The sequence below is a fragment of the Streptomyces sp. NPDC012637 genome, from assembly GCF_042954805.1.
GTDB lineage: Bacteria > Actinomycetota > Actinomycetes > Streptomycetales > Streptomycetaceae > Streptomyces.
Genome location: NZ_JBIBDS010000004.1, coordinates 244,743 through 258,638, shown reverse-complemented (window position 1 = coordinate 258,638; position 13,896 = coordinate 244,743). Strand labels below are relative to the sequence as shown.

The 13,896-nt window shown below is 73.5% G+C and carries 12 protein-coding genes; 7 read left to right on the top strand and 5 right to left on the bottom strand.

Annotated elements, in window-relative coordinates:
- Positions 1-28 precede the first annotated feature (28 nt).
- Complete coding sequence (locus tag ACFY8W_RS18170; protein ID WP_384422478.1) at positions 29-364, top strand: (2Fe-2S)-binding protein; 336 nt, start codon at positions 29-31, stop codon at positions 362-364.
- Positions 365-664: 300 nt separating this feature from the next.
- On the opposite strand, the gene ACFY8W_RS18165 is transcribed toward ACFY8W_RS18170, so the two are convergent.
- A complete protein-coding gene (locus tag ACFY8W_RS18165; RefSeq protein WP_391105984.1) occupies positions 665-1,078 on the bottom strand; it encodes a TIGR03618 family F420-dependent PPOX class oxidoreductase in 414 nt (137 codons plus the stop codon).
- A 120-nt stretch (positions 1,079-1,198) separates the two neighbouring features.
- Here ACFY8W_RS18165 and clpB point away from each other — a divergent pair, with 120 nt between their 5' ends.
- A complete protein-coding gene (gene clpB, locus ACFY8W_RS18160) occupies positions 1,199-3,796 on the top strand; it encodes an ATP-dependent chaperone ClpB (RefSeq protein WP_391105982.1) in 2,598 nt (865 codons plus the stop codon).
- 10 nt (positions 3,797-3,806) lie between these two features.
- Here the strand turns inward: clpB and ACFY8W_RS18155 are convergent, their stop codons facing one another.
- Positions 3,807-4,244 carry a hypothetical protein gene (locus ACFY8W_RS18155; RefSeq protein ID WP_391105980.1) on the bottom strand — a complete coding sequence of 146 codons (438 nt, stop codon included), beginning with the start codon at positions 4,242-4,244 and terminating at the stop codon, positions 3,807-3,809.
- A 105-nt stretch (positions 4,245-4,349) separates the two neighbouring features.
- Between ACFY8W_RS18155 and ACFY8W_RS18150 the strand changes: the two genes are divergently transcribed.
- Positions 4,350-4,886 carry a YbjN domain-containing protein gene (locus ACFY8W_RS18150; RefSeq protein WP_391105978.1) on the top strand — a complete coding sequence of 179 codons (537 nt, stop codon included), beginning with the start codon at positions 4,350-4,352 and terminating at the stop codon, positions 4,884-4,886.
- Positions 4,887-4,897: 11 nt separating this feature from the next.
- On the opposite strand, the gene ACFY8W_RS18145 is transcribed toward ACFY8W_RS18150, so the two are convergent.
- From ACFY8W_RS18145 to ACFY8W_RS18135, 3 genes are all read right to left on the bottom strand, one after another.
- Positions 4,898-6,085, bottom strand: a complete 1,188-nt coding sequence (locus tag ACFY8W_RS18145) for a hypothetical protein (RefSeq protein WP_391106847.1) — start codon at positions 6,083-6,085, stop codon at positions 4,898-4,900.
- 88 nt (positions 6,086-6,173) lie between these two features.
- Complete coding sequence (locus ACFY8W_RS18140) at positions 6,174-7,925, bottom strand: NlpC/P60 family protein (protein ID WP_391105976.1); 1,752 nt, start codon at positions 7,923-7,925, stop codon at positions 6,174-6,176.
- 84 nt (positions 7,926-8,009) lie between these two features.
- Positions 8,010-9,194 (bottom strand): pyridoxal phosphate-dependent aminotransferase, encoded by a 1,185-nt coding sequence (locus ACFY8W_RS18135; protein WP_391105974.1) that lies wholly within the window; start codon positions 9,192-9,194, stop codon positions 8,010-8,012.
- A gap of 141 nt (positions 9,195-9,335) precedes the next feature.
- Here ACFY8W_RS18135 and ACFY8W_RS18130 point away from each other — a divergent pair, with 141 nt between their 5' ends.
- The 4 genes from ACFY8W_RS18130 to ACFY8W_RS18115 all read left to right on the top strand — a co-directional run bounded on the left by ACFY8W_RS18130 (position 9,336) and on the right by ACFY8W_RS18115 (position 13,807).
- Positions 9,336-9,539: a hypothetical protein gene (locus tag ACFY8W_RS18130; RefSeq protein WP_391105972.1), complete on the top strand. Its 204-nt coding sequence runs from the start codon at positions 9,336-9,338 to the stop codon at positions 9,537-9,539.
- 584 nt (positions 9,540-10,123) lie between these two features.
- Positions 10,124-10,642: a DUF2617 family protein gene (locus ACFY8W_RS18125; RefSeq protein ID WP_391105970.1), complete on the top strand. Its 519-nt coding sequence runs from the start codon at positions 10,124-10,126 to the stop codon at positions 10,640-10,642.
- A gap of 75 nt (positions 10,643-10,717) precedes the next feature.
- A complete protein-coding gene (locus ACFY8W_RS18120) occupies positions 10,718-12,493 on the top strand; it encodes a spermidine synthase (protein ID WP_391105968.1) in 1,776 nt (591 codons plus the stop codon).
- Between the two features lie 378 nt (positions 12,494-12,871).
- A complete protein-coding gene (locus ACFY8W_RS18115; protein WP_391105966.1) occupies positions 12,872-13,807 on the top strand; it encodes an SRPBCC family protein in 936 nt (311 codons plus the stop codon).
- The last annotated feature ends 89 nt before the right edge of the window (positions 13,808-13,896 follow it).

Below are 13,896 nucleotides of genomic sequence, written 5' to 3'. Positions count from 1 at the left end.
GGGAGTTCGCTCCGGCGGGCTCGGAAGCATGATCGTCCCGCCGGACGACCGGTCCTTCCGCCGGGAGATGGCTTCGGCCTACCGATCCGGGTGGCACTTCATCGATCTCGTCACGGCCATCCCCCACCGTGGTGACTCGTTGATGGTGACCCTCTTCGGAGAGCCGATCGTCGTCGCCCGTGAGCAGGACGAGGACGTCCGCGCCTACCGATGTCTTCGCCGCCCACGCGGCGCCCCTCAGCCCGTCCGCTGTGCCATCCGGTACGGCATGATCTTCGTCAATCTGGATCAGCGCGACCACCAGCTGGTCGAGTCCCCGCTGGTCGAGACCGAGACCATCACCGCCACCCCCCGCAGTGCCTGAACGATTCCCCCGTCGTTGTAGATCGTTCAGGTGCTTCCCCCACACAGCGGCGCCATCGCGGACCTGAAACGCGATGGCGCCGCTGTGCGTTCTCGTACGGTCGGGGCCGCCGGCCCCTTTGGACCCCAGGCCCTGTCGTCGAACTCCCGCCTGCCCCGCGACGCCGTGCACGCGCTCTCGCCGCACCGGGCACAAGCCCGAGTACGTCCCGTACGAGGCCTTGCGCCCGGCACGCCGGGAGCACGCACCTGACGCCGCAGGGCCGCCCTCCGGGCGACGACGGGAGTTTGACGACAGGACCTAGGCCCGGCCCATCGCCCGGGTGAGGGCGATCTCGATCACGACCCGGTCCGGGTTCGGCGTCGGGACCCGGTTGTAGCGGGCCGCGTAGCGGTCCACCGCGTCCGCGACGGCATCCGCCTCGGTGCGGATCCGCGCCACGCCCTCGAGCGTGGCCCAGCGCCCCTTGTCGACCTGGCACACCGCGACCCGCGCGCCGTCCGCGCCCGCCGCCAGGACGTTGGCGACCTTCCGGCTGTTCTTGTTGGTGATGACCCGGGCGATGCCCTTCTCGCCGCCCGCGGGGTCGTACGTGACGCCGACCGCCACCACGTGCGGGGTGCCGTCGGGGCGGGGCGTGGTCAGCGTGCACATGTGGTACTCGCGCCAGAAGGCGAGGTACGAGTCGCTCGGCTTGCTCGGGTCGATGGCCATGCCCCGGAAACTACTCCGGGAAGAAGTGCCGCCGATACCTTGAGCGGAATGGACTCAACTTTGTGTACGCTAGAAGAGTCATGAAGAAGGAGTCGTAGATCCGAGGAGGAGACCCCGCACGTGGACGCCGAACTGACCAACAGGAGCCGGGACGCGCTGAATGCGGCGAGCAGCCGCGCCGTGTCCCAGGGGCACGCCGATCTGACCCCCGCGCACCTTCTGCTCGCCCTGCTCGCGGGTCAGGACAACGAGAACATCACCGATCTGCTCGCCGCCGTCGAGGCCGACCAGGCCGCCGTGCGATCCGGCGCCGAGCGGCTGCTCGCCGCGCTGCCGAGCGTCACCGGGTCCACGGTCGCGCCCCCGCAGCCCAACCGTGAGCTGCTGGCCGTCATCGCCGACGCCGACGAGCGCGCGAAGAAGCTGGGCGACGACTTCCTGTCCACCGAGCACCTGCTCATCGGCATCGCCGCCAAGGGCGGCCGGGCCGGCGAGCTGCTCGACGGGCAGGGCGCCACGGCCCGCCGGCTCCAGGACGCCTTCGAGAAGGCCCGCGGCACCCGCCGCGTCACCACCGCCGACCCGGAGGGCTCGTACAAGGCCCTGGAGAAGTTCGGCACCGACTTCACGGCCGCCGCCCGCGAGGGCAAGCTCGACCCGGTCATCGGCCGGGACCACGAGATCCGGCGCGTCGTCCAGGTCCTCTCCCGCCGCACCAAGAACAACCCCGTCCTCATCGGCGAGCCCGGCGTCGGCAAGACCGCCGTCGTCGAGGGCCTGGCCCAGCGGATCGTGAAGGGCGACGTCCCCCTCTCGCTGCGCGACAAGCGGCTGGTCTCCCTCGACCTCGGCGCGATGGTCGCCGGCGCCAAGTACCGCGGCGAGTTCGAGGAGCGCCTGAAGACCGTCCTCTCCGAGATCAAGGAGAGCGACGGTCAGATCATCACCTTCATCGACGAGCTCCACACCGTCGTCGGCGCGGGCGCCGGCGGCGACTCCGCCATGGACGCCGGCAACATGCTCAAGCCGATGCTGGCCCGCGGCGAGCTGCGCATGGTCGGCGCCACCACGCTCGACGAGTACCGCGAGCGGATCGAGAAGGACCCCGCCCTGGAGCGCCGCTTCCAGCAGGTCCTGGTCGCCGAGCCGTCCGTCGAGGACACCGTCGCCATCCTGCGCGGACTCAAGGGCCGCTACGAGGCCCACCACAAGGTCCAGATCGCCGACTCCGCGCTCGTCGCCGCCGCGACGCTCTCCGACCGCTACATCACCTCCCGGTTCCTGCCCGACAAGGCCATCGACCTGGTCGACGAGGCCGCGTCCCGGCTGCGCATGGAGATCGACTCCTCGCCCGTCGAGATCGACGAGCTCCAGCGCACCGTCGACCGGCTCCGGATGGAGGAGCTCGCCCTCTCCAAGGAGACCGACGAGGCCAGCCGGCAGCGCCTGGACAAGCTGCGCCGCGACCTCGCCGACCGCGAGGAGGAGCTGCGCGGCCTCACCGCCCGCTGGGAGAAGGAGAAGCAGTCCCTCAACCGGGTCGGCGAGCTGAAGGAGCGGCTCGACGAGCTGCGCGGCCGTGCCGAGCGCGCCCAGCGCGACGGCGACTTCGACACCGCGTCCAAGCTGCTCTACGGGGAGATCCCGGCCCTGGAGCGCGAGCTGGCGGCCGCCAGCGAGGCCGAGGCCCAGCAGGAGGCGTCGAAAGACACGATGGTCAAGGAGGAGGTCGGACCGGACGACATCGCCGACGTCGTCGGCGCCTGGACCGGCATCCCCGCGGGCCGTCTGCTGGAGGGCGAGACGCAGAAGCTGCTGCGCATGGAGGACGAGCTGGGCCGCCGCCTGATCGGCCAGAGCGAGGCCGTGCGGGCCGTCTCGGACGCGGTGCGCCGCACCCGGGCCGGGATCGCCGACCCCGACCGGCCCACCGGCTCCTTCCTCTTCCTCGGCCCCACCGGCGTCGGCAAGACCGAGCTCGCCAAGGCGCTCGCCGACTTCCTCTTCGACGACGAGCGGGCCATGGTCCGCATCGACATGTCGGAGTACTCGGAGAAGCACTCCGTCGCCCGGCTCGTCGGTGCGCCTCCCGGCTACGTCGGCTACGAGGAGGGCGGCCAGCTCACCGAGGCCGTCCGCCGCCGCCCGTACAGCGTGGTGCTCCTGGACGAGGTGGAGAAGGCCCACCCGGAGGTCTTCGACATCCTGCTCCAGGTCCTCGACGACGGCCGGCTCACCGACGGCCAGGGCCGCACGGTCGACTTCCGCAACACGATCCTGATCCTCACCTCGAACCTCGGCAGCCAGTTCCTGATGGAGCCCCTGACGAGCGGCGAGGAGAAGCGGCAGCAGGTCCTGGAGGTCGTCCGGGCGAGCTTCAAGCCCGAGTTCCTGAACCGGCTCGACGAGATCGTGGTCTTCTCGGCACTGGCACAGGACGAGCTGGCCCGTATCGCCCGGCTCCAGATCGACCGCCTGGCCCGCCGTCTCGCCGACCGCCGGCTCACCCTGGAGGTCACGCCCGAGGCCCTGGCCTGGCTGGCGGAGGAGGGCAACGACCCGGCGTACGGCGCCCGGCCGCTGCGCCGGCTGATCCAGACCGCGATCGGCGACCGCCTCGCCAAGGAGATCCTGTCGGGCGAGGTCCGGGACGGTGACACGGTCCGGGTCGACCGGTTCCAGGACGGCCTGATCGTGGGCCGGGCCGAGTCCCCGTAGGACCAGGGCGTCAGTGGTCGTAGGCGACGAAACGGACGTGGGCGGTGCCACCGCCCTCGTCCGTCACGGTGACGCCCACCTCGTACGCCTTCCCGGAGGCGGGGGCGAACTCGACATGGAGGCGCCTCCCGCCCTCCGAGACCGTGGCCGCCGGATAGGTCGCTTCCAGCCAGCCCGCCACCTCGTCCGCGGGCATCCGGAACTCCGCCTCGACGTAGCTGTCCTGCCAGTGCGCGTACGTGCAGGTCGCGTCCCGGGTACTGACGGGCAGCACGGCGTACCCGTACGCCAGCGCCTCGCCGCAGTCCACCGGCTGCGGACTGCCGGCCTCCGAGAACGAGTACGCGCCCCAGGCCACGCACGACACCGGCAGTCCGCAGAACACGAACAGCCCAACCGTGATCCCGACCCACCGGCGGCGCGAACGCTTCCTCTGCTTGACCCCCATGGGGCGAGATCATGTCAGCCCGCAGCTGATCGCGCCGTGGGGACTTGCCACCCCCCGCCCGCCATGAGGGAGGATGGCGAGCATCCGTACCGAAGGGAAAACCCGGTGACCATCGACCCGTCCTCGATTCCGAATTTCGGGGCCCAGCCCCAGCCTCAGGCCTCAGGACCGGCGGGCCCCGTCGTTCCCGACCAGGACCTCGTCAAGCAGCTCCTCGACCAGATGGAGCTGAAGTACGTCGTCGACGACGAGGGCGACCTCGCCGCGCCGTGGGAGGACTTCCGCACGTACTTCATGTTCCGCGGCGAGGCCGAGCAGCAGGTCTTCTCGGTGCGCACGTTCTACGACCGCCCGCACGCCGCGGACGACCGCGCCAGGATCCTCGACGCGATCGACGACTGGAACCGCCGCACCCTGTGGCCCAAGGTCTACACCCACCTGCACGAGGAGGAGGACGGCTCCGCCACCCTCCGCCTCATCGGCGAGGCCCAGATGCTGATCGGCACCGGTGTGTCGCTGGAGCACTTCGTGTCCTCCACCGTCAGCTGGGTCCGCGCCTCGATCGAGTTCGACAAGTGGATCGTCGAGCAGTTCGGCCTCGAGGCCCCGGAGGACAAGGAGCCCGGCGACTCCGCCGAGTAGCCCCTCCGGCCTCACACGGCCATGCGCGCGAGCGTCAGCACGTAGGGCGCGTAGGCGAAGGAGAGCCCGGCCAGGCCCGCGATCACCACGATCGCGGCGCCCGGCCGGGCTCTCGTCATCGCGCGGGCGAGCGGCAGCAGCAGCGGGAAGGCCGGCAGCAGGAAACGCGGCTTCGACTCGAAGAAGCCCGAGCCGCCGACGGTGATCAGGACCAGGACGGCGGTGTAGACGAGCACCGGCAGCGGCGGCCGCTCCCCGCACACCAGCAGCGCGAACAGCAGCACGCCCGCCCCGGTGATCACCAGGGCCATCACGTAGCCGAACTCGGTCGGCCCGGTCACCATGCCCCGCACGAAGCGCAGCGCGCCGCGCCCGAGGTCGAAACGGGAGGTCCAGCCGTCCTGGACGGCGAAGTAGCCGCCGAGCAGGTCGCCGCGCCGGGCACCGACCCAGAGCAGGTACGACAGCCAGCCGACGGGCGCGAGCGCGGCGCCCGCCCACACCGGCCACGCCACCCGGCCGCGCCGCCGCCACAGCTCCAGGCCGGCCGCGGCGAGGACGGCCGCGGCGATGGCGACCGCGTTGGGCCGGGAGAGGCCCGCGAGCGCCGCGAGGGTGCCCGCCCACAGCCAGCGGCGGGTCAGCAGGGCGTACAGCGCCCAGGCCGCGAACGCGGTCATGAGCGGCTCGGTGTACGCCATGGACAGCACGATCGAGTGCGGCAGCAGGCCCCACAGCAGGACGGTGAAGACGGCGGCCGGGCGCCCGCACAGCCGCTCGGAGACCAGGTAGATCCCCCAGGCCGCGGCCCCGGCGGCGAGCCAGGACAGCAGCAGCCCGGCCGTCCCGTAGGCGACGGGCAGGACGGTGGCGACGGCCCGTACGAGCCCCGGGTAGAGCGGGAAGAACGCCAGGTCGGACTGGACCGCGCCGTCCGGCCAGAACAGCGTGCGCCCGTAGCCGTGGGCGGCGATCCGGGTGTACCAGTCCGAGTCCCAGGACTTCGCGAGCAGCGCCCGCGGCGAGCGCCCGACGCGCCAGGCCCACAGGGCGAGCACCAGTATTCCGGTGAGCCTGGCGGCGGCGAACAGACCGAGCGCGGGCGCGGCCCGGTGCAGCGAGGCCCGCCACCGGGGAACGCGCCGGGCGGGGGCCCGGGTGGCGGCGGACGCCGCTCGGTCGAGAGTCTCGGCGGACAGGGGGCACCTCCGTGCACGCGGAAAACCGGTCTATACCCGACAAGTCGGTTTACCTGACCAGAGCCACGGCACGGAGGGGGCGCGCCCGTCAGAAGCGGCGGATCACCCGCAGACTGCCCGTGTACAGATCGCTCGGCGACCCGTTGAGGACCGACTTCCCGCCGACGTCGCCGATGGTGGGACCGTCGGGCGTCTTGCGGCTGGAGACGAAGCGCAGACCGCCGTGCTGGTCGGCGCCGAGGTAGATGCCGGTGTGCGACACGGCGCCGTCCTCGTTGTCCCAGAAGAGCACGTCGCCGATCCGCAGCCCGTCGAGCGCCGGCGCGGCACCGGTCGCCCGGGCGACCACCACACCCGGCGCGGAGGCGGCCTGGTCCACCGACTTGCGGGGCAGGTAGCGGCGGGCCGGCTCGTCCGGCGCGATGCCCATCGGCACGCCCATCCGGTAGCCGTAGACCATCCGGACCAGGCCCGAGCAGTCGAGGTAGCGGCCGTGGCTCTTCAGCTCGCCCTTCTCGCCGCTCGGGAAGGGCCAGTCGTCGACCCCCAGGTACTCGTGGAAGTCCGCCCCCACCGCGTGCAGCCCGGTCACCGGGTCCAGCGCGCTGTAGCCGGCCGTGCCCAGCACCTGCGCGCCGCCCTGCGCCGGGTCGGTGACGGCGGGCGCGTTCGGCAGGAACATCGCCGCGTAGGCCAGCGCGTCGGGCGAGCCGTCGCCCGCCCAGGCACGGACCCGCTGCTCCACGGCGGGCGTCCAGGTGCCGTCGAAGGGCTCCGGGAGGACCCGTACCCAGGTGTCGTGGGTGACGACCGGCGGGTCGGTCCACGAGGCCTCCTCGATGAGGAAGTCGTAGACCCGGGCCTCCACGCCCTTCGTGGCGCCGGTGGCGGCGTAGGCCCGGACGCCGACGGTGCCCGCGCCGAGGGCGGTGGCCGGGTCGGGGTCGCGCAGGCTGGCGTACCAGCCCGGGAGGTCCGCCTCGGCCACGCCGTGCTTCCACGCGCGGGCGCGCAGCACGTTGCCGGTCTTCTCGACCTGCACCCACCAGTGGTCGTAGGCCGCGAAGCCGGTGCCGACCGTGACGGCCTCCTTCAGCACGGTCACGGTGTTGTTCAGGGCCTTCTCCAGGACGAGCTGGACCTCCCCGGCGGGGGTGACGACCAGCCGGGCCCGGTAGTGGGTGTCGAGGCCCGACAGGGAGAAGGTGAGGGCGAGCGAGAGGGGCGCGCCGGTGGGCACCTGGGTGAAGGAGAAGCGGGCGCGGGCGCGGACGTCGCCGATCTCCTTGTCGGAGAGCGTGGCGTGGCGGCTCGAACCGGTCTCGGAGAGCGTGATGGAGCCCCGGCCGCCCGCCACGAAGTAGTCCGCGACGTTGGCGTCGTCCGCGCTGTTGGGCCACCACGCGCCGCCGTTGGGGGACATGCCCCAGCCCTTGCCGCTGCCGGCCGGCAGGTCCCGGTCGAAGGCGTCCGCTACCCGCCGCTTCTGCTCGGTGAACCAGCGCCTGGGCCCGCGCACCGTCACCGTCCGTGCCCCGGTCGTGAGGGTCGCGAGGACACCCCTGTCGTCCGAGACCTCCAGACCGCCGGCGACCGCACGAGTGGTCAGCGCGCCCGCCGGGTGCGCGGTGAAGTGCCAGGGGTCGGTCGGGTCTATCAGCATCGGGATCCGCGCGCCGGGCGCCTTCGGGGCGAACGGCTCGGCCCACGGCAGGGCCGGGGGCGTGTCCGCCGCGGCGGCGGCCGGCGCGGCCGCCAGGGGCAGCGCGCCGCCCGCGGCCACTCCGGCGAAGGCGAGGAGCGTCGATCTGCGGGTCGGGCCGGACTTCGGTGCGGACATGCGTGGGTACCCCCCATGGCAACAGCGCATGATCGTTCGATCAGGCGAGGGGGACCCTATCCGTGCCTCCCGGCGTACGGGCGCTCAGCCCGCCGTCAGGCCCTTCAGCCGCTCCACCGCCTCCTCGAGCACATCGAACCTCTTGCAGAACGCGAATCGGACGAAGGGAGCGCCCTCCTCGCGGTGGTCGTAGAAGACGGCGTTGGGGATGGCGACCACGCCCGCCCGTCCGGGGAGCGAGCGGCAGAAGGCGAAGCCGTCCGTCTCGCCGAGCGGGCGGATGTCGGTCGTGACGAAGTAGGTCCCGGCCGGGCGGTGGACGCCGAAGCCGGCCGCGGCCAGGCCCTCGCTCAGCAGGTCCCGCTTGGCCTGGAGCTCGGCGCGCAGCCCGTCGGTGTACGAGTCGGGCAGCCGGAGGGCCTCGGCGACCGCGTACTGGAAGGGGCCCGACGAGACGTAGGTGAGGAACTGCTTCGCCGAGCGGACCGCGGCGGTCAGTTCGGGCGTGGCGGTGATCCAGCCGACCTTCCAGCCGGTGAAGGAGTACGTCTTGCCGGCCGAGCCGATGGTCACGGTGCGCTCGCGCATCCCAGGCAGGCTCGCGATCGGCACGTGCTCGGCGTCGTCGAAGACCAGGTGCTCGTACACCTCGTCGGTGACGACCAGCAGGTCGCGCTCCTGGGCGAGTTCGGCGATCGCGGTCAGCTCGGTGCGGCCGAGGACGGTGCCGGTGGGGTTGTGCGGGGTGTTGAGCAGGATCAGCCGGGTCCGCTCGGTGACCGCGGCCCGCAGCTCGTCCAGGTCGAGCGCGAAGGCGCCCTCGTGCGGGCGGAGGGTGACCGGGACCCGGGTGCCGCCGGCCATGGCGACGCAGGCGGCGTACGAGTCGTAGTACGGCTCCAGGGCGATCACCTCGTCCCCCGGCTCGACCAGCGCGAGCAGCGCGGCGGCGATGGCCTCGGTGGCGCCGGCGGTGACCAGGACCTCGGAGTCGGGGTCGTACGCGAGGCCGTAGCGGCGCAGCTGGTGCTCGGCGATCGCCGAGCGCAGCTCCGGGACGCCGGGGCCAGGCGGGTACTGGTTGCCGCGGCCTTCGCGCAGCGCGCGGACGGCGGCCTCGCGGATCTCCTCGGGGCCGTCGGTGTCGGGGAAGCCCTGGCCCAGGTTGATCGAACCGGTCCGGGCGGCGAGCGCGGACATCTCGGCGAAGATCGTGGTCCCGAACTCCGCGAGCCGTCGGTTGAGCAGCGGTCGTGTCATGGCCGCCATCCTCGGGCGAAGCTCTGGACTTGCTCAAGTGCGCTTTGGGCGCGGTTCGGGGCGGGCATCCCCCTCGCAGAGCCGACGGGGCTCAGCGGGCCGGCGCAGCCGACGGGGCTGACCGGGCTCCTTTCACTGACGGGGGACGACATGGAAATCGTGGTGGTCATCGCTCTGGTGATCCTGGTGATCATCGGTTTCTCGGCGGCGTCGGGCGGGAGCTCCCGCAGGCGCCGGCGGCGGCGCGGCGGCTGGGGCAGCGGGGATTCGGGTGGCGGCGGCTGCGGCTCCTCGTCCTGCGGCTCGTCCTCGTGCGGGGGCGGCGGCTGTGGCGGCGGTGGCGGCGGCGACTGAGCGCCGGCGCGCCGGGCAGGAGCGCGGGCGACCGGGTGACGGTGCGGCCGGACGACGGTGCGACCGGACGACGGCGCGGCCTGACGACGGCGCGGCCGGACGACGGCGCGGCCTGACGACGGCGGGCGGGTTCGGACGGGTGACGGCCGGTGGGTTCGGCCGGGCGACGGGTTCGGACGGGTGACGGCCGGTGGGTTCGGCCTGACGACGGCGGGCGGGTTCGGACGGGTGACGGTCGACGGGTTCGGCCGGGGGTGACGGCCGGTGGGTCCGGCCGGGGGGGCCTGACGGAATGGTGTGCCGGGGCAACGTCCTTCGGTGACCGTCCCGTTGGGTGATTGTGGGAACCACGCGATCGATTCCGACTGAACAGTTGAACCGTGGGGCCCCCGAGGGGATGGAAACCACGTCAAGTTGGGTAAAAACGCTGTGAGCTACCCGCGGTTCATGATTCCCTCGCTGTCGAGAACATCCAGCCCTCGGACCGTGTGTGGACCCGAGCCGGCGATCCCCACTCCCGGTCGAAACCCTTCACCGGGACGCCCCCCGGCCCACCCGTCAAACCGTGTTTGCGGAGCCGATCCATGCTCACGACCCTGAAGACCTCCTACACCGATACCCGCGCGGCCGACCTAGCCTGGGCGCTGGGGCGCGACCCGCTGCCCGCGCTCGCCGTGCTCGATCTCGAACTCGCCGGAGCGAAGCTGCAGTTGCGGCTGCTCGGCGCCTCCCACCAGGTGCTCCTCGAGGAGGAGGAACGTAGTTGCTCGGAGACCGTCGCCTGCATGCCCGGCAGCAGCACCCCGCTGCCGCTGGGCGTGTCCAAGCGGGTCGGCGAGTGGGAGTACGAGTTCGCGGCGCGCGTCGAGACCCTCACCCAGGGCTCGTTCGCGGGCCGCGCCCAGGAGTTGCTCGCACTCGTCGCCGACCATCCGCACGGCCTCGCGGGGACCTTCCCCGGCTCGCCGCACGCCTTCACGGCGATGCTGGCGCAGCGCCACGAGGGCCAGGTGCGGTGGCGCACCTGGCACGCGTACCCGCAGGAAGGGCAGTTGGTGGTGACCCGGACACAGATCGGGGCCCGTATGCCCGCTTCGCTCTGACGCGCCGTACACATGCCTCAGGTGCACTCGTGTGGGTGACAGGCGGCGATACGTGTGTGACGTAGCGTTACGAACATGATCGACCCGCCCGTGACCATGCCCCTGCCTCCCAAGCGGGCGGCGCGGTTGCCCGTGCGGCCGGGCGCGGTCCGGTACCCGGTCCTGGCGGTGGTCTTCGTGTGCGCCGCCTGCGGACTGGTCTACGAGCTCGAACTGGTGGCGCTCGCCTCCTACTTGATCGGCGACTCGGTCACCCAGGCCTCCGTCGTGCTGTCCGTCATGGTCTTCGCGATGGGCATCGGCTCGCTGCTCGCCAAAAGGCTGCGCTGCCGCGCGGCGGTCGGCTTCGGACTGGTCGAGGGCGGTCTGGCGCTGATCGGCGGCTGTTCGGCGATGGTGCTGTACGCGGCCTTCGCCTGGCTCGGCGAGTCGCGGTACGTGCTGGTGGCCTTCTCACTGGCCATCGGTGTGCTGATCGGCGCGGAGATCCCGCTGCTCATGTCGCTCATCCAGCGCGCGGAGTCGGCCCGCGGGCAGGGCGGGCCCGGTGCGGGCGGCGGGGCGGAGGGCCGGAGCGACGGCGGGCCCGAGGGTGGGGGCGAGGGCTGGAGCGACGAGGGGGCCGACGGTCGGGGCGGGGCCGAGGGCCGGGGCGGCGATGGGCGGCGTGAGGCGCAGGACGCCGCCGGGACCGTCGCCGACCTGTTCGCCGCCGACTACGTCGGCGCGCTCGTCGGCGGACTCGCCTTCCCCTTCCTGCTGCTGCCCTGGCTCGGCCAGCTGACCGGCGCGCTGGTCACCGGCGCCGTGAACGCGGTGGCGGGCGGCGGCCTCGTGCTGTGGCTGTTCCGGCACGACCTGACGGCCCGCGCGCGGACCCTGCTCATCGGCGTCAACGTCGCCGTGCTCGCCGTCCTCGCCACCGCGACCGTGCTCGTCGACGACTTCGAGCAGGCGGCGCGCCGCGCGGTGTACGGCGACAGCGTCCGGGTCGCCGTCCACACCGAGCTCCAGGAGGTGGTCGTCGCCGGTGAGCGCGGCGGCCCGCCCGACCTGTTCCTGAACGGCCGGCTCAGGGTCGGCGGCCAGGACGAGTACCGGTACCACGAGGCCCTGGTGCACCCGGCGATGAACGGCCCGCACGCGCGCGTGCTGGTCCTCGGCGGCGGCGACGGGCTCGCCGCCCGCGAGGTGCTGCGCTACCCGGACGTCCACGCGGTCACCGTCGTCGAGCTCGACCCCGGGGTCGTCCGGCTCGCCCGCACCGACCCGGACCTCGCCGCGCTCAACGGGCACTCCTTCCGCGACCCGCGCGTGACCGTCGCCTACGGCGACGCCTTCACCTGGCTGCGCTCCTCCCGGCCCGTGCAGGAACGGTACGACGTGGTGATCTCCGACCTCCCCGACCCCGGGATCACCCCCAGCGCCAAGCTCTACTCGGAGGAGTTCTACGGGCTCGCCGCCGGCGCGCTCGCCGACGGCGGGCGGCTCGTGGTGCACGCCGGATCGGCCGCCGCCCGCCCCCGTACGTACTGGACGGTCGACGCGACCCTTCGCGCGGCGGGCTTCGCCACCCGGCCGTACGGGACGGGCGGCCGCACCTCCGGGCTGACCGACGGGCCCGACCGGGCGGGCCGCTCCACCGGCGCCGCGCCCGACGAGGGGGAGTGGGGCTTCCTGCTGGCCGCGCCCGGCGGCCGCCCGCCCGTGCTGGGCCTCGACGACGCGGCGCCCCGGCTCCGCTCGCTGACCCCCGGCGTCCTGACCGAAGGCGGGAGCCGCGTGGAGCGCAGCCGTACGGGAGCGGGGGCGGGACTGCCGCCCTCGACGCTCGTGCACCCGCGCTACTGAGCGGCACCGGGGAGGCGGGATCACGGAGAGGCGAGGTGCACGGGAGGCGGGATGCACGAGGAGGAGGGCCGCACGGAGATGCAGGGCGCACGGAGACGCGGCGCGCGCGGTGAGGCGGGGCGCACGGGAGGCGGGATGCACGAGGAGGAGGGCCGCACGGAGATGCAGGGCGCACGGAGACGCGGCGCGCGCGGTGAGGCGAGGTGCACGGGAGGCGGGATGCACGAGGAGGAGGGCCGCGCGGTGAGGCGGGGCGCACGGAGGCGCGGCGCGCGCGGTGAGGTGGGGGGCACCAGAGGAGTGGCGCGCGGTGAGCGGGAGCGCGGCCCGGGCGCAAACAGGCGACGGGCGGCCCGGGCCTGAGTAGGCTCGGCTTCCATGGAGCATGAGGTGTTCGTCCCGGTCCCGGCCGAGGTCCTGCGCGCCACGCTGACGGACCCCGCCCTGCTCGCGCGCTGCGTCCCCGGGTTCCAGCAGGACGCCGACGGGGAGACCGGTCCGCTCGCGGGCCGGCTGAAGATCCGCGTCGGTGGCAACACCATCACCTACCGGGGCGCCCTGCGGATCGCCGAGCACGGCGGCCGCTTCTCCGTCGAGGGCGAGGGCATCGAGGCGCGCGGCAAGGGCACGGCGGCGCTCGCGCTGACCCTCGCGCTCACCCCGGTGGCCGAGGGCACCACGATCGGCTTCAGCGGCGCGGTCACGGCTGCCGGCCGGCTCGCCGAAGCCGACGCGGAGGCCAGGATCGCGGCGGGCACCCGGCTGCTCGACCGCTTCGCGGAGGCGCTGTCCGCCGTCGCGGACGTCGAGGCGGAGGTCGCGGCGGACGAGGCGGCAGCGGAGGCGGCCGCGGCGGCCGAGGCGGAGCGCGCGGCCGGCGGGGCGGAGCCGGACAGCGACGACGACGGCGTGGACGACGGCGTGGAGGAGCCCGGCCGTTCCTCGGTCTTCGACACGCCGGTGCCGCCCCCGTCCCTGGACCCGCGGGCCGACGAGGACATCGACGGCGGCGGGGCCGGCGACATCGACGGCGAGGACGTCGAGGCGGACGGGGAGGCGGCGGACGGGACCCGGTCCGGGACCGGCGACTTCACCGGCGCCCCACAGCCGGCCGAGGCCGCGCACGCCCGGCGGACCATGATCGGCCGCAGCGCGGAGGAGGTCGACCACGCCCCGCCGCGCGGACGTTACGCGCCGGTCCCGGCCGCCGAGGCCTCCAGCACCTCCGCGACCCTGCGCTGGATCGCGCCCGCGGCGGCGCTCGCCCTCGCGTCCGCCGTCGTCGTGACCCGCGTGATGCGCCGCCGCCGCTGACCACCGCGCCGCGACCGGTCCGGCCCCGATCCGCCGGACAGCACACCCAGGCCGTCTCTTCCGGATCTTGGCGGGGTCCGTGGCGGCCT